Consider the following 22,958-nt stretch of genomic DNA (forward strand, 5'->3'; position numbering starts at 1 on the left):
CAGCGATAGCGCTGCAAGCCATGGGCATGGCCGTGCCGGTGGATATGCGTGGCGCTGCAGGCCGGGCAATGCAGGCCGGCCTGCGCCGTCTGCTCGATCAGGGCGATGGCGGCATCCTGCGCCGCACCGCCCTGCAACAGGGCGATGCCGTCCCGGCGCTGGCGCTGCGACAGCTGCGAGAATTGCGCGATGAAGGCATGCCACTGGGCTGGGTGCATGATCGTCTCCTGAAAGAAGATTTCTGATCAGTTAGACCCCAGCAATGTCAGAATGTTTCAACCTTTTTCGCTGACATAGCCTTTTTTTACGTCCGTCATAAGGGCACGCTGGCGCGCAATCGCCAGCACCATCAGCGCCGCCACCAGGCAGGCGGCACCGGCGGCGAACAGGGCCGGGTTGTAGGTCAGCATCAGGGTGCGGATGCGTCCCGCGCCATACGCGGCCACGGCGGCCCCCAGCTGGTGGCCGGCAAAGATCCAGCCGAACACCATCCCTGCCCTTTCCTTGCCGAAAGTGGCGCCCACCAGCTTGACGGTCGGCGGCACGGTGGCGATCCAGTCCAGGCCATAGAACATGGCGAACAGCGACAGCCCGTACAGGGTGAATTCCGAATACGGCAGCCAGAACAGCGACAGGCCGCGCAGGCCGTAATACCAGAACAGCAGCTTGCGGTTGTCATAGCGGTCCGACAGCCAGCCGGACAGGATGGTGCCGAACAGGTCGAACGCGCCCATCATGGCCAGCACGGACGCGGCCGGCACGGCGGACAGTCCCGAGTCGCCGCACAGCGAAATGAAGTGCGTCTGGATCAGGCCGTTGGTGGACAGGCCGCAGATAAAGAAGGTGGCAAACAGCATCCAGAAGGTACGGTGGCCGGCCACGCTGCGCAGGATCAGGAACGGCGTGGCAAATGTCATTTTCGCGGCAGGCGCGACGATCAGGGGTGCGGCCGGGTCGGCGCCGTAGGCGCGCAAGCCCACGTCCTGCGGCCGGTTGCGCATGCAGAAAAACGCCAGCACGGCCACTACCGCGCAGCTGGCAAATACGGGCAGTACGGCCATGCGCCAGCCCACGTGTTCGATCAGCCAGGCGCCGATGGGCAAAAACAGCAGTTGTCCCGTGGCCGAACTGGCTGTCAGCACGCCCACCACCAGCCCGCGGTGCGTGTCGAACCAGCGGTTGGCCACCACCGCGCTCAGCACCAGCGCCGTCATGCCGGACCCCAGGCCCAGCAAGATGCCCCACAGCGCCACCAGATGCCAGAACTGCGTCATGCGCGTCGCCAGCAGCATGCCGCAAGCAATCAGCCCCAGCGCCACGCAGATGATATTGCGCAGGCCGAAACGTTCCATCAGGATGGCGGCGAACGGCCCCATCAGACCGAACAGCACGAAGCGCACGGCCAGCGCCGACGAAATCTGCTCGACATCCCAGCCGAACTCGCGGCTCAACGGTTGCAGCAGGGCGTCGGGCAGGCCCAGCGCGGCCGAGGAAGTCAGGGCGGTCAGGAAAGTAATGGCAACGATCACCCACGCAAAATGGATGCCGCGCCGCGCCAGCCAGTGCGAGACAGGAAGGGAAAGCATAGGGACCTCATGAAAAACGGGACGCCGGATAGCGGGTGGATTTCATGATATATGATGATCGTAATTTATACAATCAAAATAAAGGCGCCACTTCAGGCGCCGTCAGAACGCAGCGGAAACCTGGAGTCAGACCCGACGGGGGTAATACGTCCTGATGGGACGTATTACCATCGCGCAGCGACTGACCCCAGTTTTTGCTCGTGGGTTACCTCAACTGACGTTATTTCACTTTCAAGCTGTTCTTCACATCCGTCACGCCTTCCACGCTGCGCGCCAGCTCGGCGGCTTTCTGCACTTGCGCTTCCGACGGCACGAAGCCGCTCAGCATGACCACGCCATTGACCGTTTCCACATGTACGTCCATCGCTTTCAGGTCGTCATCCTTGACCAGGTCGGCCTTGATCTTGGTGGTGATCACCGTGTCGGCTACCACATTCTTGGTGGTGCCGGCCGCATTGCGGGCCATGCAGGCGGTCTTGTCGCCGGCGTCGAGGTTGTCGCAGTTTTCACGGTTGGCGGGCGCCGGATTTTGCGCCACGTTGGTGCCGGCGGCGGCGCCCGTGTTGGCGTCAGCCAGGGCGGCGCGCTGTTTGGCCTTGGCGTCGGTCATGCAGCTGGTTTTGTCGGCGCCCGAGCGATCGCCGCACTGGGCCTTGGCCAGGTCATATTCGGCATTGGCCACGTCCTTGCGGGCCTTGCCCAGTTCGCGCGGGGTATTGCGGTGCTGGGCCACGGCGTCGGACTCGGCTTTCGCACGCGCGACCTTGGCCTCTTCCGTGCAGACTTTCTTCGCATTGCCCGACTGCGCATCGCAAGCGGCCTTGGCCTGCTTGTAGGTAGCGGCGGCCTGGTCGGTCAAGGCTTTGTAGGAGGTATCCTGAGCGTACGCCGGTGCGGCGGCCAGCAGGGCGCTGGCACTGGCGGCCAGCACGAATGAGATCATTTTGTTCATGATGGTTCCTCTCGGTTTGGTTGATGCACCGATTAGACGCCTGTTGCGCGCAAGTCTCTGTGCGACAGCACACGCTGATACGCCTTCCAGAAGAGCAACTATGAACCCGATTCAGCGGCCGTTCAGGCCCTGGCGCCATAGCAGGCCGGCCTGCTCGAACGGCGAAGAAGCGGCTCCTTCAAACACCGTACCGTCGCCGGCCAGCGCCAGCCAGGCCCGGGTATCGTGAGAGCCGCCCGCTCCGCCCTGCGCACCGCGTACCGCCCCCATCCAGGCCAGCACTTCCTGGTAGTCGTCGCTGTGGCGCGCATGCATCCATGCCAGCGCCACCAGGTCCGCATAGCCTTCCTCGCGCCGCGTTTCCAGCATCTGCTGTGCCTGCGGCTTGCCTGCGCGCTCGACAAAACCCATCGGCAGCGCATGCCAGTCGCCCTGCGCATAGCGCTGGCAGTGGCCGATCTCGTGCGCCGTCATCGCTTCGATCATCAAGCCATGGCGGTCGGCCGGCACGCCCTGCAGCACCGTCTCGGCCTGCGCATTGCCGCGCATCGACAGCACCAGCTTGCAGCGCCCGCCTTCAAAACCGAGCGCCAGCGGCACGGCGCCCGGCGCATCCTGCGGCTGCACCACGATATCGAGCGGCAAACCCTGTGTGCGCGCGTAGGCGATGACGGGAGCGCCCGCCTTCAGCCAGCGTGTTTCCAGCACACTTAAAGCAGGGGCGGCGACGGCGGGGAGAGACAGTAGCAGACTCAACAAGGGAAGCAGTTTCAACATGGGCAGCACGGTCATCAACGGTGGGAGATTGACACTGCAGAGTAAGACAGAAAAAACTTTCCACAAGGCAAAATTGGCAACTTCCGCGAAAAAAACCACGCAAAAAAGCCGGCGCTGTGGCCGGCTTTGTGAAGCGCTAACAGTTGGCTCAAAAACTGTTTATTTTTTCGCCTGCCGATCCAGCGCGCGCGCCGTGACGAAATCCGGGCGGATATCGTTGGGCACGGCTTTCATCTTGTCGAGCGCCACCTGCACCTCAGGGCGGATCACCACGTATTTGGTCATCAGGGCTTGCGCGCGCGCATAATCGCCGGTCGCCTCGATGGTCAGAAATTCGCGGTCCAGGTCGATCACGGCCTGCTTGATCTTGCCGAAATCCACGCCGAACCTGCCGTCGCCCAGCGACACAAAACCGCCCTTGTCGAGGATGTAGTTCATCTGGATCGCCATGCCGCGCGCATGCGAATCGGTCAGGCCGAAATGCAGGGTGCGAAAGCCCGACGCGAGGAACGTGTTATACAGCTTGCGCTGGGCCAGTTCGCCCTGCCCCAGCGTGCCGTCCAGTTGCCCCTTGTCCATCATGTAGCGCAGCGCAAACAGGCCGGTGATATCGGCCTTGGCTTCCTCGATGGTCGAGTACGCTTCTTTCAGGTCCTGGCGCGGCGTGGAAGCCTTGCCGTCGACCTTGGTCGCATGCGGGCCCAGGCCGTGCATGATTTCATGCGCGAGGATATGCGTGAAGAAGGAATTGAAGTCGACGTCCTGCTGCGCTTCCGGTGTCAGGACCAGTTTCGAGATCGGCGTCAGGGTGGCCTTGAACTTGGCCTCCTGCACGTTTTTCAGCATCACGCGCTTCGAGCCGCGCGCGCTGATGATGCGCTCGTCGTTCGGCAGGTTGTAGGCCGCCGTCTGCACCGCCATGTTGCCGTCGCCGGCGCCATACACCTGATTGACCACCACCATCGGCGCCAGCGCACCGACCTTCGGATTGCGGTACCGGGCGTCCAGCGGCAGATTGTCTTCGAGTTCCTGCATGTGCTGGGCGAAGAAGTTCAGCTTCTGGGTTTCGGCCTGGTCGCGGATATTCACATACGCCTCGAACGCGGCCTTGTAGCCGAACAGCTCGTCGTTATACGTCTCGTATGGTCCGATGGTGATATCGACCGGCGAATCGAGATCCATCCACGCAAAGTCGGACTGCAGATAATCGTTGTCGAGGAAGGCCCTGGCGCGCAAGGTGAGGAATTTTTTCAGCGAGGCGTTGTCGGTGGCGGCCGCCGCTTCGTCCAGCAGTGTCGCCAGCTTGCTCAGTTCGGCCTTGTATTCTTCCGAATACTTGACGGTGGCGTATTTGCCATCCTTGCCGGCACGGATGGTGGTGAAGAACCACTGCGCCTGCTGCTTGTCGTCCGCCGGCAAGCCGTTCATCCAGCTTTCCAGCGTGGCCTTGGTGGCGCCCTGCGGATAGAAGTTACCTGCTGGCGGCTTGTGCGCGGGAATCGCGATGCCGGCATAGCTTGGCGGCATGAAGGACGCGTGGCCATCGAGCACCGACCACGGACCCTTGTTGATCCAGAAGTAGTTCAGGCGCGCCTGGCCCAGTTTGGACTTGTCTTTCTTCAGCGCCGCCCACAGCGCTTCATTGCCGGACCAGCGCTGGCGCAGCTGCAGCACGTCGACCAGCTTGGCCGCTTCAACCAGCTTGGCAATTGCCTGGCGGTCGCCGGCGGACAGATGGCTGGTGTCGGCCGTCAGGTCGACCGGCGCGTAGCGCGCACTCATGGCGGCCAGTTGTTCTACATTGGCAGGCGCGGTGGCAGGCGCAGGGGCGGCTGCGGCGCAGGCATTGCCGACGGCAACGGCCATCAGCAGGGGCATCAATATCTTTTTCATGGAACCTCGAATAGCAAACATGGACGGACTCAGGAAAAAAAGCGGCCGCGCTGTCAAGGCGCGGCCGCTTTCTTGCTCAGGCCTCGATTGTAATCCAGGCGGCGCTTAAAATTCTTCCCAGGCTTCGTCGGCCGGGGTGGCGCGGGCCAGCTTTTTTGGTGCCGGCTTGGCTGGCGCTTTGGCGACAGGCTTGGCAGCAGCCACGGCCTTGCGCACCGGCGCTACGGGCACAGGAGCGGCAGGCGGCAGCTGCGCCTCATCGAGCTTGAAGATGCTGACCACCTGCGACAGCCCGCTGGCCTGCTCTTCCAGCGAGGCGGCAGCCGAAGCCGACTCTTCCACCAGCGCCGCATTCTGCTGCACCACCTGGTCCATCATGCCGATCGCCTGGTTCACCTGTTCGATGCCCGACGACTGCTCGCGCGTGGCGATGCTGATTTCGCCCATGATGTCGGTCACGCGCTTGACGCTGTCGACGATGTCCTGCATGGTCGCGCCTGCTTCATCGACCAGGCGCGCACCCGTATCGACGCGCTCGACCGAATCGTCGATCAGCGACTTGATTTCCTTTGCGGCCTGGCTGGAGCGTTGCGCCAGGCTGCGCACCTCGGTGGCAACCACCGCAAAGCCGCGGCCCTGCTCACCCGCGCGCGCCGCTTCCACCGCCGCATTCAAGGCCAGGATATTGGTCTGGAAGGCGATGCCGTCGATCACGCCGATAATATCGACAATCTTTTTCGACGAGTCGTTGATGGCGGCCATGGTCTGCACCACCTGCGCCACCACGGCGCCGCCCTTCACGGCCACGCCGGAAGCGGACAGCGCCAGTTCATTCGCCTCGATCGCATGCTCGGCGTTCTGCTTGACGGTGCCCGTCAGCTGTTCCATCGAAGTGGCGGTTTCCTCGATCGAACCGGCCTGCTGCTCGGTGCGGTTCGACAGGTCCAGGTTGCCGGCCGCGATTTCGCGCGAATTGGTGGCGATGGTCTGCGTGCCGGCGCGCACCTGGCTGACGATGGCTACCAGGCTGTCGCGCATGCCGCGCATGGCATGCAGCAGGCTGCTGCGGTCATTGGGCTGGATGGCAATATTGACGGCCAGGTTGCCGGCCGCGATTTCACCGGCGATGGCGGCCGCATAGTCCGGCTCGCCGCCGAGCTGGCGCAGCAAGCCATGGCTGATGCGCCAGGCGGCCACCATGCCGATGGCGATCGCGCCCAGGCACAGCACCACCATGAAGAAGAAAAAGCTGCGCGCCACGTTGCTGGCGCTGTCGGCCTGCTCGCGGCTCATCTTTTCTTCCAGGTCGATCAGCTGGTTGACGGACGCCAGCCAGCCCGTGAAGGCGGCCGCGCCCTGCTGCTGCAGCAAGGCGGTGGCGCCTGGCACGTCATCGGCCAGGCGCAATTGAATCACCTTGGCGATAATCGGCTGGGCTGCCGCTTCGCTGGCCTTGATGGCGGCCAGCGCCGTGCGTTCCGCATCGGTCACATCCTTGCCGTTGCCGAGGATCTGGTCCAGCGGCGTGGCGGCCTGCGCATAATTGGCGGCCAGCGTTTCGATGCGCGCGATTTCCGGCTTGGCCGCAGCGGCGTCAGACGCCAGCACCACGTCGCGCAGCGCGATCGCGCGGTCATGCACGCTGCCGCGGAAATTGATGGCATGGCGCTGCTTGACGTTGTTGACGTCGCTGATACTGGTGAGGATGGCGTCAATCTTCTGCACCCGGTTGATGCCGAGTGCGGTAACGATGATCAACAGCAACAGCACCAGGCCGAATCCCGTGTAGAGCCGCGTGCTGATTTTAGTGCTTTGCATAGCCGTCCATCCATTCATTCATAAAAAGTAACCAAACTCGCCATCCCCATGATGTTGACATTTGGAAATAAAAGTTAATTTATCATGAATGGCGCAAGCCTGCCTGCGGTCGATCAAAAGACGTCGTTTTATCTCGACAACGCTACCAGACGCGGTACACCTGTCCCGTCTGCGCGCCCTCCACGCTGCGGCTGTAGGCCAGCGCCACGCGGCTGGCGCTGGCTGGCTCGAAGCCCGGGAAAAATGATCCATATGCGTCCAGCGACTCCTCCAGCACGGTCGGGCTGATCACATTGATGCGCAGGCCGCGCGGCAGTTCGATGGCGGCGCCGCGCACAAAACCCTCTACTGCCGCATTGGTCATGCTGGCCGCCGCGCCAAAGCGGATCGGCTGCTCGGCCACGATGCCGCTGGTCAGGGTGATCGAGCCACTGTCGGTCAGGTAGTGCTGCGCCACCAGCGCGACATTGACCTGGCCCATCAGCTTGCTGCCCAGCCCGATCTGGAATTGTTCGGGTGTAAAGTCCGCCAGCGGGCCGAAATGCAGCTTACCTGCCGCCACGATCACCGCATCGACCTTGCCGATGCGCTCGAACAGCGTGCGCACCTGGGCGATATCGCCCATGTCGGCCTGCTGCGCGCCGCTGCGGCTGCCTACTTCGACAAGCTCGTGGCGTGGCGAAAGTTGCGCCGCGACCGCCTTGCCGATGGTGCCGCTGGCGCCGATCAGTACGATTTTCATAAGGTGCTCCTGTCTGATGAGTGATGATGAGTCCAGTATGCGCCGCCGTTCAGGGGCGATAAATACGCTACCATTTACATCATTACTAACCACAGGTTTGCAATCGACAGATGGATACACTGCGCAGCATGGAGGTGTTCGTGGCCGTGGCGGACCAGGGCAGCCTGACCGCCGCCGCCGCACTGTTTCGCATGTCGCCCGTGATGGTGGGCAAGCATATCGGCTATCTGGAAGACCGGCTGGGCGCGAAGCTGCTGGTGCGCACCACGCGGCGCCAGCACCTGACGGAAATCGGCGCCCAGTACCTGGAGCAGTGCCGGCAGATCCTGGCTCAGGTCAGGGCGGCGGAAACGGGCGCCGAAGCCATGCGCGCGGCGCCGCGCGGCAAGCTGAAGATCACGGCGCCCGTCTCGTTCGGCAGCGAATGCCTGGCGCCGCTGCTGGCCGATTACCTCGACGCCCATCCCGAGGTCAGCCTGGACCTGAACCTGAACGACCGGCTGGTGGACCTGGTGGAAGAAGGATTTGACGCGGCGATCCGCATCGGCAAGCTGGATGATTCGGGCATGGTGGCGCGACCCTTGCGGCCGTATGCGATGGTGATCTGCGCGGCGCCCGCCTACCTGGAAAAACATGGCGTGCCACAGACGCCGGACGACCTGGCGCGGCACGAATGCCTGGACTTCATGCAGTGGGGGCGCCATCTGCGCTGGAGGCTCAATGGCAAGGAAGGTACAAATGAGGAGAGCCGCTTCCGCTCGAACAATGGCCAGGCGCTGCGCGTGGCGGCACTGCACGGTTTCGGCATCGTGATGCAGGCGGAGATTTTGATGGCCGGCGATATCGCGGCCGGCCGGCTGCTGCCGATATTGACAGATTACGTGCCGGCGCCGCGCCCCATGCACCTGCTGTATGCGCGCGACCGCCAGCCGACGCCGAAACTGACGACGTTGATCGAATGCATCCTGCAACGCTACGGGCCGGCGGCGACACCGCCACCGGCCACGCTCACGTAATCGAGGACTACTGCACGAGGAACTTACTGCGCCGCGGCGACCTTCGCCAGCTCGCCCTGCGGCTGCCAGCCCGCGCCCAGTGTGCGGGCCACGGCCACCGTCGCCAGCAGGCGCTGGGTCTTGATCTGCACGGCGGCGCGGTCGGCGGCCAGCGAACTGCGCTGGGCGTCGGTCACGTCGAGGTAGGTCGACACGCCGCGCTCGTAGCGCGTGCGCGCCACCAGGTAGGCGCGCGCCGCCGCTTCCTGCGACAGGGCCTGGGCGTCGCCTTGCAGCTGGCGCTGCTCCACATCCGACAAGGCGTCTTCCACTTCGCGCAGCGCCGTCAGGAGCTTCGTTTCATGGTTCGCCAGCGCCTCGCCATAGCGCGCTTTCGACAAATCGAGGTTGGCCTGGTTGCGGCCACCGTCAAAGATCGGCAGCGACAGGGCCAGCGGGCCCACGCTGAACTGGCGCGAACCGCCCTCTGCCAGGTCGCGCAGCTTTTCCGAGGCAAAGCCGAAGTTGCCCGTCAGTTGCAGCGATGGATAGAACGCGCCTTCGGCCACGCCCACTTGCGCATTGGCCGCGCGCAGATTCGCCACGCTGGACACCAGGTCCGGACGGTGCGCCAGCAGGCTGGCCGGCAGGCCGACGGGAATCGCTGGCGGCTGCGGCAGCGCGGCGGCGTCGGTGGCGGCCGGCATCTGCAGCGCCGATGGCGGTTTGCCCGTCAGCGTCGCCAGGCTGTTTTCCAGCTGGTTGCGCTGGCGCTTCACCTCATGCAGGTCGGCCTGCGCGTTCTGCAGTTCGACCCTGGCGCGCGCCAGGTCCAGCTCATTGGTCAGGCCCGCGTTGAAACGCGCGTCGACCAGTTGCAGCGATTCGCGGCGGGTGTCCAGCGCGCCGTTCAGGATCGTCATTTCCGCGTCCAGGCCGCGCAGCTGCCAGTAGTTGCTGGCCACTTGCGCCGACAGCATCAGCAGCACGCCGTCGCGGTCGGCCTGCGAGGCCAGTACCTGCGCGTCGGCCGCTTCGACCATGCGTTTCACGCGGCCCAGCAGATCGATTTCATACGACAGCGAACCGCCGACCGAAAAATTGTTGCCGCTGATCGAGCGATTGCCCAACGCCAGGCCCTGCGAGGTATTGGCCGAGGTGCGCGAGTTCGAAATTCCCGTGCTGAGGTTCACGTTCAAGCCCTGGTTGGCGCGCGCCGTGCCGCTTTGCGCCAGCGCCTGCAGCAGGCGTTCGCCGGCCGCTTTCACGCTTGGGTTGTCGCGCAGTGCCGCTTGCTCCAGCCGGTTCAGGGTGTCGTCGCCGAACACGCTCCACCATTCGGCCGGCAGTTGCGCGGCGTCCGCGCTGCCCGCGCCGTGGCGGAAGGTGGCCGTGTCGATGCCGGCCAGATTGGCGGGCGCCTTGAAATCCTGGCCCACGGTGCCGCAGGCGGCCAGCAGCACGGCCAGCGAGGCGGCTGCGGCGAGTTTGGTCATAACTGTGTTCATGATGTATACCTTCTTGTTCTTGAGTGGGCGGAGCAGGCAATGAGCTTAGTGACCGCCGCCACCGCCACCGGGGGCTTTGAGTTTGTCGGCCAGCCACAGCGGCACGATGCAGCCGATCAGGATCGCGCCGACCAGGAAGAAGCCGTCGTTATAGGCCATCACATACGCTTCGCGGCGCACGATGCCGTCGATCGCCTGCAGGGCCTGGTTGCCGGCCGTGACCGCGTCGTAGCCCTTGGCCATGAACGACGACGTCAGCTGGTCGATGCGCAGCTGGGTGGCGCTGGAAAACGCATTGATCGATTCGCCCAGACGCTGCGAATGGAAGTGCTCGCGGGTGCTCAGGGCTGTTGCCAGCAGCGCGATACCGATCGAGCCGCCCAGGTTGCGCGTCATGTTGAACAGGCTCGATGCGGACGCCATGTCTTTCGGCGCGATGCCCTTCATGGCGAAATTCGACAGGGTCAGCATCACGAAAGGCTGGCCCAGCGCGCGCACCACCTGCGACCACAGCAGCTGGTCGTAGCCGGTCGAGGCATCCATATAGGCATTCATCAGGCAGGAGCCGCCAAACAGCAGCAGGCCGAACGAACACAGGATGCGGTTGTCCACCATCGACGACAGCTTGGCGACGAACGGCATGATGAACAGCTGCGGCAGGCCCACCCACATGATGACTTCGCCGATCTGCATCGGCGAATAGCCGGCGATCTGGCCCAGGAACAGCGGCAGCAGGAAGGCCGAACCGTACAGGCCCATGCCCGTCACGGCCGACAGCAGGGTGGCGACCAGGAAGTTGCGCTGGCCGTACAGCGCCAGGTTGACGAACGGCTCGGCGCGCGTGGCGCTGGTCACGACCCAGCCCAACAGGCCCGTGATCGCCAGCGCGGCAAAGGTGATGATGAAGGCCGAATCGAACCAGTCTTTCGAATTGCCCTCTTCCAGGAAAATCGTCAGGCAGCCCAGGCCCAGCGCCATGAAAAAAATGCCCAGCCAGTCGGCCTTCCAGAACAGTTTCAGGTTGGCCGGTTCGCGGTCCAGGCCATAGATCATGCCGACGATCAGCAGCACGCCCGGCACCCAGTTGATATAGAAGATCGACGGCCAGCCATACAGCTCGGACAGATAGCCGCCCAGGGTCGGGCCCATGGCCGGCGCCAGCGTGGCGGTCAGGCCGAAAATGGCCATGCCGGTGGCGCGCTTCGACGGCGGCAGCTTGAGCATCACCAGCGTGAATGCCATCGGGATCAGGGCGCCGCCCGTGAACCCCTGCAGCATGCGGAACACGATCATGCTTTCCAGGTTCCAGGCGGTGCCGCACAGGGTCGAGAACAGCAGGAAGAACGAGGTGGTGCCGATCATGTAGCCGCGCAGGCTGAACACGCGCGCCAGCAGCGCGGTCAGCGGGATGACGATGATTTCGGCCACCAAATAGGCGGTGGAAATCCACGAACCCTCTTCCTGGGTGGCGGACAGCGAGCCCAGGATGTCCTTCAGCGACGAGTTGGTGATCTGGATGTCGAGTACCGCCATGAAGGCGCCCAGCATGCCGGCGGCGACCGCCAGCCAGGTGCGCGCCGAGACTTTATCGTCGAGCACGGGAAAGGCCGGCGGTTTCGCCAGCGTGGTGGAAGGGCTGCTCATGACAGGTTAGCGGGCGGCGTTTTGTGCAGGAGCAGCGGTAGCCGGCGCGGCGGCGTGGCGCGCACCTTGTTCAGTATCAGGCTGGTTGATTTCCACTTCGGCGATCACCGACATGCCCGGCACCAGGCGGCCGTTCATGGCGGCGATATCTTTCGGCTGGAACACGATTTTCACCGGCACGCGCTGCACGATCTTGGTGAAGTTGCCGGTGGCGTTATCGGCCGGCAGCAGCGCGAACTGGGCGCCCGAGGCTGGCGCGAAGCTGTCGACGGTGCCGACCAGTTTCTTGCCCGGCATGGCGTCGATGCTCACGTGCACGCTCTGGCCGCGATGCAGGTCGGCCAGCTGGGTTTCCTTGAAGTTGGCGGTGACCCACACGTTATCCTGCACGATGGCCGTCAGCTGCTGGCCCGGCTGCACGCGCATGCCGGTTTCCACATTGCGCTTGCCGATGCGGCCGGCGACGGGCGCGAGGATCTGGTTGTATTGCAGCTGCTGCTCGGCGTCCTTCAGTTGCACGCGCAGCACGGCGACCTGCGCCTTGGCGACGTCGCGCGCAGCTTGCGCCGCGCCGATCTGGGCCTTGGCGGCTGCCGCGCTGTCCTTGCGGGCGGCCAGGTCGGCCACGGCGCCGGAGCGGGCCGCATTGGCGGCATCGAGTTCCGCTTTCGACACGGCTTTCATCTGGCTCGTATACAGCTGGCCGAAACGCTCGGCGTCCTGCCTGGTGCGCAGCAGCTGGGCGTCGGCCTGGGCCACCTGGGCCTGGGCGGCGCTGGCCTGGGCCTGCACTTGCGCGATCTGCGCGTCGGCCTGCAGCACCTGCTGTTCGGCGCTGGCGATCTGCGCGGCGATCTGCTCGGTTTTCACGCGCTGGTCGAACGGATCGAGTTCGGCGATCACGTCGCCCTCTTTCACCATCTGGTTGTCGTCGATAAAGACCTTGGTCACCACGCCGGCAATGCGGGCCGATACCGGGTGCACGTGGCCGGCCACGTAGGCGTTTTCCGTTTCGACGAAATAGTGGCTGCGGTACCACATGCGCGCGCCGGCGCCGAGGGCGACCAGCACGATCAGGCCGGCAATGATCTTGACGCGGTGGTTCGGCGCGGCGGGGGCGGCAGCCGGCGCGGGAGCGATGCGTGCGGCCACGGGGCCTGCTGGTGGGACGCCGGTTTGCTCGGCGGAACTGGACGGGGTGGGCATGCTGCGCTCCAAAATGAAATGATATAGGTTCATTATTGGACAAACAAATCCGCTTGTCAAGAAATGAAACGATTGCATTTCATTTTAATTTGCACTACAGTGTCAGTCATTACTTACCCTCCACGAGACCCAGACCATGTCCGAGCCAGGCCTCAGCGACACCTTGCCCAACGAACCACACGCCGACCATGGCGCCAGCGAAATGAGCTGCTGCGGCAAATCCGCCGGCCGGCCCCGCGCCGCCGACATGGAGGCGCGCGCGGAAAACCTGCTGCATACGGCAGGCTGCCTGTTTCTGGACAAGGGATATGGCAAGGTCAGCCTGGAGATGATTGCGCGCGAAGCCCATGTGGCCGTGCGCACCATCTATGTGAAGTTTGGCGGCAAGTCGGGCTTGTTCAATGCGGTGGTGGAACAGAAACGCGCGGCATATTTTGCCACCATGCCGGCGCTGGAAACGGACATGCGTCCGCTGCCGGTGATCCTGGCCGAATTTGCCCTGCTGTTCTCGCAGCTGGTGACGATGCCGGCAGCGATCCGCCTGAACCGCATGGTGATCGCCGAAGCGGCTACCCATCCGGAGCTGGCGGAATCGTTTTACAAGGTGGGGCCGGGCCAGACGCGCGACATGCTCAAGCGCTTTTTCAGCCGGCCCGATATCGCGCCGCTGTTCCGCGCCGCGCTGACGCCCGAGCAATTGTCGATGCACCTGCTCAGTTGCCTGATGGGCGACCAGATGTCGCGCCTGCTGTTTGCGCCGACCGAACAGCCGAGCGTGGCGCAGCTGCGCAAGCTGGTGGAAGTGCGGCTCGACCTGTTCCTGCGCGCTACCTTGCAGGATCCCCGCTAAGCAACTCAGGCCGGGCGGCTGCAGTCCGCCTGCGGCTCGGCGTGCACCAGCAGCGGCTCCGAAGCAACGCCGAGGCCGTTGAGGAAGGGCCGCGCAGCCGATGCGCCACCCAGGCGCAGTGCGGGCGCTGCGCCCTCGCGCCGTTCGGGGCCGTAAGGCATCAGGCCGAACGAGGTTTCAAAGCGCTGCGCCAGAAAATAGGTGCGGAAATAATCAAACGCAAAGACCACCTGGCCCTCCAGTTGCAACAGCAAGCCCTTCGCATACAGGGGCGCCAGCCATTGCTGCGCCGAGACATCCCAGCCCTTGACGGCGCAATAGTCGCTGGCAAAACGGTCGAGCTCACTGTGCTGCAAGAACAGGGTCTTGGCCTCGAACAGCTCGAACGCCAGTTCGATCAGGAACTCGCGCGCTGCCACCGGTGCCGCCAGCGAGGCATCCGGCATGCCCATACGGGACGGCGCGCGCCGGCCCAGCAAACCCTCCAGATAGCCGCTCTCGGCTGCCAGCTGCGGCAGCAGCGTGGCGAACACATATTCGGCGTCGCGGGCGGCCGTATCCTGGCCATTTGGCGTGTACAGCACGGACAGCGCAAACGTCCTGCGTGCTTCCTCGAATTCGCGCAGCGCCACCGTCCACTGCGTGGCAGGCACCTCGGCATCATATTCGAGCAGCGCATAGGCCGCGCGCAGTGCCGGGCCGCCGTACAGGCTGCCGGGGCTGCTCCTAAACAGAATGCCCAGCGCCTTCATCAGCGAACTGCTGTCGCCCGTGTGGCCGTTGCCATGGAAAACGGCGTGGATATTCTTGTACAAGGCACGCTGCTGCGCCCCCGCCTCTTCACCGGTGGAAAAAAAGCTGAACCCGCCCTGGCCTGCAGCCATCGGCTTGACGCCCTTTGCACGCACGCCCGGCACCAGGTAAAAGCGCGCGCCCGGCAGGCTGGCGGCCTGCAGCAGCGGACGCAGGAAGTACTCGTACACATACACGGGCGTGGTGCCGGCACAGGCATCGAGCGCCACCAGTTCGCCCGTAAAGAAAATCGCATCGATCTGCTTGCCCGCATCGCGCAAGGCAGCCACGTCGCCGAACAGCGCATGCAGCACGGGCGCCTGGGCTTGCTCATCGCCGCGGCGCAGGCGCACGTCGGCAAGATGGAGGGCGGTAAATTTTTTCATTGTTGCAAAACCTTTTCAGTACAGCCAGGCTTGACCAAGAGTAGCAACGTTGATGGGGAAAACACACGACGGTGGTCAAGCAGGAACAAAACACTGTTATCAGGATCCATTGTGCCATTTTTTCTTTAGAGCAATACTCTCCAATTTTCACTGCCGGTATCTGTGCAAGCGTGATCGCGTGTATAGTTGCTGGCTCTCCAATATTGCCGACAAACATAATGCAACTCTCCTCCATCGGAATTCCGGCCAGCCGTCCTGGCCGCAGCGTGACCGTGCTGCTGGCAGTCCTCGCCGTCCTGTCGGCTGCGTGCTGGCTGGTCTTTCGCTACGTCGATCCGCACTTCGCCGATGAAAACCATTTCATGGAAAACCTGCAGGCGCTGGCCCTGCTGGCCGCCTGCCTCGTGCATGGCTGGCGCGCCAGCAAACTCGACAAGAAAAGCGTGGGCTTCATGCTGCACGCGGGCCTGTCGCTGCTGATGTATTCCTTCCTGCTGCGCGAACTGGAAATCCGCGAATTCGACGCGCCCGGCCAGCATGTCTGGGCCTGGACCGAGCATACCGTGCGCGCCATCGGCTGGAGCCTGTGGGTGGTCTACCTGGTGGTGTTCGCCACCCGCATCCGCCAGATCTGGGCGCAGCGCCGCGCGCTGCTGGCCACGCCCGTGATCATTACCGCCCTGTGCGCGGCCGTGCTGATGGCGTCCGGCTGGCCGTTCGACAAGCAGAAATTCACGTCGGTACCGGAACCGATTTCAGCCTTCATGGAAGAAGTGCTGGAGATGAACGCCTATCTCATCCTGTTTGTCGGCTCGGCATCGGCATCGCTGCGCGAAACGCGTTCGGACGACGATAAAAAATCCCGCATCGTTTGATGCCAGTGGTGGCGCCGGCATCTTCGCGAACAGATGGGCGTAGGTCGGATTAGCGCGCAAGCGCGTAATCCGACAAGTTACGGGTGTTGTCGGATGACGCCGCACATAAAAAAACCCCGCAATCGCTTGCGGGGTTTTTTATTTTACGGCTTCGCCATCAACGCTTGCGCGGTGGCGGCAAGTCCGTGCACACGCCTTCGTAGACTTCGGCTGCCATGCCGATCGATTCGCCCAGGGTCGGGTGAGGATGGATGGTCTTGCCGATGTCGGTGCCGTCGCAGCCCATTTCGATGGCCAGCGCGATTTCGCCGATCATGTCGCCCGCATGCGTGCCGACGATGGTGCCGCCGATGATGCGGTGGGTTTCAGCATCGAACAGCAGCTTGGTGAAGCCTTCGGCGCGGCCGTTGGCCACGGCGCGGCCCGAAGCGGCCCACGGGAAGTGGCCCTTCTCGACCTTGATGCCCTTGGCTTTGGCTTCGTCTTCGGTGACGCCGGCCCATGCCACCTCCGGATCCGTGTAGGCGACCGATGGAATCACCTTGACGTCGAAGTGCGACTTCTGGCCTGCCGCCGCTTCCGCCGCCACGTGGGCTTCGTGCACGGCCTTGTGCGCCAGCATCGGCTGGCCCACCAGGTCGCCGATGGCGAAGATGTTCGGCACGTTGGTGCGCATCTGGCTGTCAACTTCGATGAAGCCGCGGTCGGTGACGTTCACGCCGGCCTTGTCGGCGGCGATCTTCTTGCCGTTCGGGCTGCGGCCCACGGCCACCAGCACCAGGTCGTAGACCTGCGGCGCCGGCGCGGTGGCACCGGCTTCGGCCGCTTCGAACGTGACCTTGATGCCTTCCGGCAGCGCTTCCACCGCGACCGTTTTGGTCTTGGTCATGATGTTGTCGAAGCGTTTTTCGTTGAACTTCTGCCATACCTTGACCGCATCGCGGTCGGCACCCTGCATCAGGCCATCCATCATCTCGACCACGTCGATGCGTGCACCGAAGGTCGAATACACGGTAGCCATTTCCAGGCCGATAATGCCGCCGCCGATGACCAGCATGCGTTTCGGGATCTGGCGCAGTTCCAGTGCACCGGTCGAATCGACGATGCGCGGATCTTCCGGCACGAACGGCAGTTTCACCACCGACGAGCCGGCAGCGATGATGGCCTGCTTGAACTGCACCACTTTTTTCGTGCCGTCAGCAGCCGTGACTTCGATATGGTTGGCGGACAGGAACTGGCCCAGGCCGGTGACCACTTGCGTCTTGCGCGCCTTGGCCATGCCGGCCAGGCCGCCGGTCATGTTGGCGATCACGCTTTCCTTGTACTTGCGCACTTCGTCGATATCGACTTTGGGCGCGGCAAAGGTCACGCCATGCTTCGACATGGTGGCCGTTTCATCGATCACGGACGCCAGGTGCAGCAGCGCTTTCGACGGGATGCAGCCGACGTTCAGGCACACGCCACCCAAGGTCGCATAACGCTCGACGATGGCCGTGGTGAGGCCCAGGTCGGCCGCGCGGAACGCTGCCGAATAGCCGCCAGGACCGCCGCCCAGCACCATCATGTCGACGGTGATGTCGACCTGGCCCGTGTAGCTGCCGGCCGGGATGGCGGCAGCGGCTGGCGCAGCCGGTGCGGCGGCAGGCGCCGCTGCCGGAGCAGCCGCTGGTGCAGCAGCAGCGGCAGGCGCAGGTGCCGCCGCCGGCGCAGCCGCGCCTTCAGCCGCTTCCACCACCAGCAGCGCGCTGCCTTCGGCGATCTTGTCGCCGACTTTCACGCTGATTTCCTTGACCACGCCGGCGTGGGTCGAAGGGATCTCCATGCTGGCCTTGTCGGATTCGACGGTGATCAAAGACTGATCCACCTTGATGGTATCGCCCACCTTGACCATCACTTCGATGACTTCGACTTCCTTGAAGTCGCCGATATTCGGTACTTTTACCTCTACTGTGCTCATAGTCGCTCCTTACAGCAGAATTTTGCGCATGTCGGCCAGCACTTCGCCGAGGTACACCGAGAATCGCGCGCCCATCGCGCCGTCGACCACGCGGTGGTCGTACGACAGCGAGGTGCCCATCATCAGGCGTGGCTGGAAGGCCTTGCCGTCCCAAACCGGCTTGATCGAGGCTTTCGACAGGCCCAGGATGGCCACTTCCGGCGCATTGACGATCGGCGTGAAATGCGTGCCGCCGATGCCGCCCAGCGACGAAATGGTAAAGCTGGCGCCCTGCATGTCGGCCGGTTTCAGCTTGCCTTCGCGTGCCTGCAGCGACAGTTCCGTCATCTCTTTCGCGATCTGCGTGACCGATTTCTGGTCGGCGCCCTTGATCACCGGTACCACCAGGCCGTTCGGCGTGTCGGCCGCAAAGCCGATGTTGTAGTACTGCTTGAGGATCAGGTTTTCGCCCTTGGCGTCCAGCGATGCATTGAATGCCGGGAATTTCTTCAGTGCCGCAACCGAGGCCTTGATGACGAATGCCAGCATGGTCAGCTTGGCCGCATCCTTGTTCTTCGCGTTGGCCGCGTTGGTATCGACGCGGAACGCTTCCAAGTCGGTCACGTCCGCTTCGTCGAACTGCGTGACGTGCGGGATCATGACCCAGTTGCGGTGCAGGTTCGGGCCCGAGATTTTCTTGATGCGCGACAGCGGCAGCAGTTCGGTGGCGCCGAATTTGCTGAAGTCCAGCGACGGCCATGGCAGCAGATCCAGGCCCACGCCCGAACCGCTCTTGGCGGCAACCGGCGCACTGGCAGCGCCAGGCGAAGCCACCGCGCCCGACATCACGCCCTTGACGAAATTCTGCACGTCTTCCTGGGTGATGCGGCCTTTCGGACCGGAACCGCCAACCAGGCCCAGTTCCACGCCCAGTTCGCGCGCGAACTTGCGGATCGACGGCGAGGCGTGCGCCAGCTTGCCGTTGACGGCAGGAGCGGCGGCGGCCGGAGCAGCAGCCGGCGCCGGCGCCGAAGCGGTGGCGGCGGCCGGGGCCGCGGCAGCTTGCGCCGGTGCGGCGGCTGGAGCAGCAGCGGCAGCTGCGGCAGGAGCGGCAGCGCCACCGGTGGTTTCCACCACCAGCACCAGGCTGCCCTTGGCAACCTTGTCGCCGACCTTGACTTTCAATTCCTTGACGACGCCGGCATGGCTCGATGGAATCTCCATGCTGGCCTTGTCCGATTCGACCGTCAGCAAGGACTGTTCGACGGCGATGGTGTCGCCGACCTTGACCATCAGCTCGATGACTTCGACTTCCTTGAAGTCGCCGATATCGGGCACGGTCACTTCGACCAGGCCGCCGGCGGCGGCAGGTGCGGCAGCGGCAGGCGCAGCGGCCGGCGCGGCTTCGGCGGCCGGTGCAGGCGCAGCAGCCGGTGCAGCAGCGGCAGGCGCGGGGGCCGACGCATCATCGGCCACTTCCAGCAGCAGTACCAGCGAACCTTCGGCGATCTTGTCGCCGACATTGACTTTGATTTCCTTGACAACACCGGCATGGCTCGATGGAATTTCCATGCTGGCCTTGTCCGATTCGACCGTGATCAGGGACTGGTCGACCTTGACCGTGTCGCCTGGCTTGACCATCAATTCGATAATCTCGACTTCCTTGAAATCGCCGATATCCGGGACTTTGACTTCCACAATGCTCATAGCTTGCTCCGTTATTTTATTTGTCAGATGGACCCGCAGACACGCCAGGGCGGCGCTTGCGCACTGCCCTGGCGTGATCGGATCCCTTAACGATTACTGGGTCACCGGATTCGGTTTGTTGGCGTCGATGCCGTACTTGGCGATCGCCTGCTCCACCACCGACACGTCGATCTTGCCTTCGTCAGCCAGCGATTTCAGCGCGGCCACGGTGACATAATAACGGTTCACTTCGAAGAACTCGCGCAGCTTGGCGCGGCTGTCCGAGCGGCCAAAGCCATCGGTGCCCAGCACCTTGTAGGTGCGGTCTTTCGGCATGAAGGCGCGGATCTGTTCCGCAAAGGCGCGCATGTAGTCGGTCGTGGCGACGATCGGGCCGTCGGTGTCTTGCAACAGCGACGTCACGTACGGCACGCGCTGCTCTTTCGACGGGTTGACCATGTTCCAGCGTTCGGCATCCTGGCCATCGCGGGCCACCAGCGTCAGCGACGGCGCCGACCAGACGTCCGCGGCCACGCCCCAGTCGTTCTGCAACAATTCGGCGGCGAAGATCGATTCGCGCAGGATGGTGCCGCAACCGATCAGCTGCACGCGCAGCTTGGCGTCCGCGCTGCCTTCCTGCAGCTTGTACATGCCTTTCAGGATGCCTTCTTCCTGGCCCGGTTTGAGGCCTGGCTGGGCGTAGTTCTCGTTCATGATCGTGATGTAGTAGAACACATCTTCCTGGTTGGCGATCATGCGGCGCAGGCCGTCCTGGATGATGACGGCGACTTCATGGCTGAAGGTCGGATCGTACGGCATGCAGGTCGGGATGGTGGCGGCGAAGATATGGCTGTGGCCATCTTCGTGCTGCAGGCCTTCGCCGTTCAGCGTGGTGCGGCCGGCGGTGCCGCCCATCAGGAAGCCACGGGCGCGCATGTCGGCCGATGCCCACACCTGGTCGCCGATGCGCTGGAAGCCGAACATCGAGTAGAAGGTGTAGAACGGGATCATGATGCGGTCGTTGGTCGAGTACGACGTCGCCGCGGCGATCCACGAGCTCATGCCGCCCGCTTCGTTGATGCCCTCTTGCAGGATCTGGCCGGCCTTGTCTTCGCGGTAGTACATCACCTGGTCCTTGTCGACCGGCTCGTACAGCTGGCCTTTCGGATTGTAGATGCCGATCTGGCGGAACAGGCCTTCCATGCCGAAGGTACGCGATTCATCGACCAGGATAGGCACCACGCGCTGGCCCAGCGCCGGGTCTTTCAGCAGCGTGGAAATGACGCGCACGAACGCTTGCGTGGTCGAGATTTCACGGCCTTCAGGGGTGGCGTCGAGCACGTTCTTGAACGTGTCCAGTGCCGGCACCGGCAGGGTCTCTTCCGCTTTCTGGCGGCGCTGCGGCAGGTAGCCGCCGAGGGCCTTGCGGCGCTCGTGCAGGTAGACCATTTCCGGCGCATCGTCGGCCGGCTTGAAGAATGGAATATCGGCCAGCTTGTCGTCAGGGATAGGCAGCGAGAAACGGTCGCGCATTTCGCGGATCGCCTCGTCGTCCAGTTTCTTGGTCTGGTGCGCCGTGTTGCGCGCTTCGCCGGACTTGCCCATGCCGTAGCCCTTGATGGTTTTTACCAGGAGGACGGTCGGCTGGCCCTTGTGTTCCTGGGCGATCTTGAAGGCTGCGTAGATCTTGTGCGGATCGTGGCCGCCGCGGGTCAGGCGCCAGATGTCGTCGTCGCTCATGTTGGCAACCATTTCCAGCAGCTTCGGATGCTTGCCGAAGAAGTGCTTGCGCACGAAGGCGCCGTCGTTGGCCTTGTAGTTCTGGTATTCGCCGTCGACGGTTTCCATCATCACGCGCTGCAGGATGCCCTCTTTGTCTTGCGCCAGCAGGGCGTCCCAGCCCGGACCCCAGATGACCTTGACCACGTTCCAGCCGGCGCCACGGAATTCGCCTTCCAGTTCCTGGATGATCTTGGTGTTGCCGCGTACCGGGCCGTCGAGGCGCTGCAGGTTGCAGTTGACTACGATGACCAGGTTGTCGAGCATGTCGCGTGCGGCCAGGCCGATCGCGCCCAAGGACTCTGGCTCGTCCATCTCGCCGTCGCCGCAGAATGCCCACACCTTGCGGTTGTCGGTCTTGGCGATGCCGCGTGCGTGCAGGTATTTCAGGAAGCGCGCCTGGTAGATCGCCATGTGCGGGCCCAGGCCCATCGACACGGTCGGGAACTGCCAGAAGTCAGGCATCAGTTTCGGATGCGGATACGAGGACAGGCCCTTGCCGTCGACTTCCTTGCGGAAGTTCAGCATCTGCTCTTCCGACAGGCGGCCTTCCAGGAACGCGCGCGCGTAGACGCCCGGCGAGGAGTGGCCCTGGATGTACAGCAGGTCGCCGCCATGGTCGGCGGTTGGCGCGTGCCAGAAATGGTTGAAGCCGATGCCCAGCATGTTGGCCAGCGAGGCAAACGAGGACAGGTGGCCGCCGAGGTCGCCGTCGGCGCGGTTGGCCTTGACCACCATCGCCATGGCGTTCCAGCGCATCCACGAGCGCAGGCGCTCTTCGTATTCGAGGTTGCCGGGGCAGTGTGCTTCTTGTTTGGTGGGAATGGTGTTGACGTAGGCGGTGGTGCTGGAGAAAGGAATCTGGGCGCCGCGGCGGCGGGCCAGGTCGACCAGGCGTTCCATCAGGTAATGCGCGCGTTCCGGACCTTCATTCTCCAGTACGGCTTCGAGCGCGTCCAGCCACTCCTTGGTTTCCTGCATGTCCGGGTCGGCGCCGATCTGTGTCGTTACCTGGTTCAGTTGATCTGACATCTGTTGAGTCTCCTTTTGTGAGCGCCCCACGCCGATTTTCCGGATCGCTGTCGGACGGTATTTCGCTGATTATTTACTATTAAGGTCGATAAGTGTGGGGATTCTAACAGTGTATTTTGTATTTTTCAAATTACGATATATCATTTCATATGGTGAAATTCTCCTCGGAGAATATGCTGCACTGCCGCAAATTCCGGTTAGAAATTAACATGATCAAAGTACCAAAAACGGCAGCAAATGCATTAACGCCCCAGTCGCCCGCCCAGGCGTTTCGGGCCAAGCGGGCCCGAAAAATGTCGAGGGCAAGGCGCAGCGACGCAGACAGTACGTCAGTACGGCAAGGAGCTGCAACGCCGCCATCGGCATTTTCTCGGGCCCGCGTCTCCGGCCCGCTGTTCGGGCGTGAAAAATGCCGAGGGCAAGGCGCAGCGACGCAGACAGTACGCCAGTACGGCAAGGAGCTGCAACGCCGCCATCGGCATTTTCTCGGGCCCGCGTCTC

17 protein-coding genes and 1 pseudogene are annotated in these 22,958 nt (G+C 63.5%); 4 read left to right on the plus strand and 14 right to left on the minus strand.

Annotation, left to right across the window (positions count from 1 at the left end; genetic code table 11):
- The 7 genes and pseudogenes from RTQ46_RS23155 to RTQ46_RS23185 form a co-directional block, all read right to left on the minus strand.
- Positions 1-218: pseudogene (locus RTQ46_RS23155) on the minus strand (IS1595 family transposase); the annotation flags it as partial.
- A gap of 57 nt (positions 219-275) precedes the next feature.
- Positions 276-1,586, minus strand: coding sequence for an MFS transporter (locus tag RTQ46_RS23160; protein ID WP_312439948.1), 1,311 nt, complete (start codon positions 1,584-1,586; stop codon positions 276-278).
- 220 nt (positions 1,587-1,806) lie between these two features.
- A complete protein-coding gene (locus tag RTQ46_RS23165) occupies positions 1,807-2,538 on the minus strand; it encodes a BON domain-containing protein (RefSeq protein WP_312439949.1) in 732 nt (243 codons plus the stop codon).
- A gap of 111 nt (positions 2,539-2,649) precedes the next feature.
- Positions 2,650-3,297, minus strand: a complete 648-nt coding sequence (locus RTQ46_RS23170) for a hypothetical protein (protein WP_312439950.1) — start codon at positions 3,295-3,297, stop codon at positions 2,650-2,652.
- A gap of 177 nt (positions 3,298-3,474) precedes the next feature.
- Positions 3,475-5,208 (minus strand): dipeptidyl-peptidase 3 family protein, encoded by a 1,734-nt coding sequence (locus tag RTQ46_RS23175; protein WP_312439951.1) that lies wholly within the window; start codon positions 5,206-5,208, stop codon positions 3,475-3,477.
- Positions 5,209-5,313: 105 nt separating this feature from the next.
- Entirely contained in the window at positions 5,314-7,026 is a 1,713-nt protein-coding gene (locus RTQ46_RS23180; protein ID WP_312439952.1) for a methyl-accepting chemotaxis protein, read from the minus strand.
- Positions 7,027-7,168: 142 nt separating this feature from the next.
- On the minus strand, positions 7,169-7,768 hold the full coding sequence (locus RTQ46_RS23185) for a short chain dehydrogenase (RefSeq protein WP_312439953.1): 600 nt from the start codon (positions 7,766-7,768) through the stop codon (positions 7,169-7,171).
- A 110-nt stretch (positions 7,769-7,878) separates the two neighbouring features.
- Here RTQ46_RS23185 and RTQ46_RS23190 point away from each other — a divergent pair, with 110 nt between their 5' ends.
- Complete coding sequence (locus RTQ46_RS23190) at positions 7,879-8,784, plus strand: LysR family transcriptional regulator (protein WP_312439954.1); 906 nt, start codon at positions 7,879-7,881, stop codon at positions 8,782-8,784.
- Between the two features lie 23 nt (positions 8,785-8,807).
- Here the strand turns inward: RTQ46_RS23190 and RTQ46_RS23195 are convergent, their stop codons facing one another.
- Genes RTQ46_RS23195 through RTQ46_RS23205 form a run of 3 tightly spaced genes read right to left on the minus strand, consistent with a single transcriptional unit; the run spans position 8,808 to position 13,121 of the window.
- Complete coding sequence (locus tag RTQ46_RS23195) at positions 8,808-10,271, minus strand: efflux transporter outer membrane subunit (RefSeq protein ID WP_312439955.1); 1,464 nt, start codon at positions 10,269-10,271, stop codon at positions 8,808-8,810.
- A 45-nt stretch (positions 10,272-10,316) separates the two neighbouring features.
- Complete coding sequence (locus RTQ46_RS23200) at positions 10,317-11,915, minus strand: DHA2 family efflux MFS transporter permease subunit (RefSeq protein WP_312439956.1); 1,599 nt, start codon at positions 11,913-11,915, stop codon at positions 10,317-10,319.
- Positions 11,916-11,921: 6 nt separating this feature from the next.
- Positions 11,922-13,121, minus strand: coding sequence for an HlyD family secretion protein (locus RTQ46_RS23205; RefSeq protein ID WP_312439957.1), 1,200 nt, complete (start codon positions 13,119-13,121; stop codon positions 11,922-11,924).
- Positions 13,122-13,257: 136 nt separating this feature from the next.
- On the opposite strand from RTQ46_RS23205, the gene RTQ46_RS23210 reads away from it, so the two are divergent.
- Complete coding sequence (locus RTQ46_RS23210) at positions 13,258-13,971, plus strand: TetR/AcrR family transcriptional regulator (protein ID WP_312439958.1); 714 nt, start codon at positions 13,258-13,260, stop codon at positions 13,969-13,971.
- Positions 13,972-13,976: 5 nt separating this feature from the next.
- Here the strand turns inward: RTQ46_RS23210 and RTQ46_RS23215 are convergent, their stop codons facing one another.
- Positions 13,977-15,149 carry a hypothetical protein gene (locus RTQ46_RS23215; RefSeq protein ID WP_312439959.1) on the minus strand — a complete coding sequence of 391 codons (1,173 nt, stop codon included), beginning with the start codon at positions 15,147-15,149 and terminating at the stop codon, positions 13,977-13,979.
- A gap of 218 nt (positions 15,150-15,367) precedes the next feature.
- Here RTQ46_RS23215 and RTQ46_RS23220 point away from each other — a divergent pair, with 218 nt between their 5' ends.
- On the plus strand, positions 15,368-16,024 hold the full coding sequence (locus RTQ46_RS23220; RefSeq protein ID WP_312439960.1) for a hypothetical protein: 657 nt from the start codon (positions 15,368-15,370) through the stop codon (positions 16,022-16,024).
- Positions 16,025-16,181: 157 nt separating this feature from the next.
- Here the strand turns inward: RTQ46_RS23220 and lpdA are convergent, their stop codons facing one another.
- The 3 genes from lpdA to aceE form a co-directional block, all read right to left on the minus strand.
- Entirely contained in the window at positions 16,182-17,981 is a 1,800-nt protein-coding gene (gene lpdA / locus RTQ46_RS23225; protein WP_312439961.1) for a dihydrolipoyl dehydrogenase, read from the minus strand.
- A 9-nt stretch (positions 17,982-17,990) separates the two neighbouring features.
- Positions 17,991-19,667: a dihydrolipoyllysine-residue acetyltransferase gene (gene aceF, locus RTQ46_RS23230; protein WP_312439962.1), complete on the minus strand. Its 1,677-nt coding sequence runs from the start codon at positions 19,665-19,667 to the stop codon at positions 17,991-17,993.
- 93 nt (positions 19,668-19,760) lie between these two features.
- Complete coding sequence (aceE, locus tag RTQ46_RS23235; RefSeq protein WP_312439963.1) at positions 19,761-22,457, minus strand: pyruvate dehydrogenase (acetyl-transferring), homodimeric type; 2,697 nt, start codon at positions 22,455-22,457, stop codon at positions 19,761-19,763.
- 149 nt (positions 22,458-22,606) lie between these two features.
- On the opposite strand from aceE, the gene RTQ46_RS23240 reads away from it, so the two are divergent.
- Positions 22,607-22,958 (plus strand): hypothetical protein (locus tag RTQ46_RS23240; RefSeq protein WP_312439964.1); only part of this gene is annotated, 352 nt, incomplete at its 3' end.

This window comes from Janthinobacterium sp., from assembly GCF_031995485.1.
GTDB lineage: Bacteria > Pseudomonadota > Gammaproteobacteria > Burkholderiales > Burkholderiaceae_D > Janthinobacterium.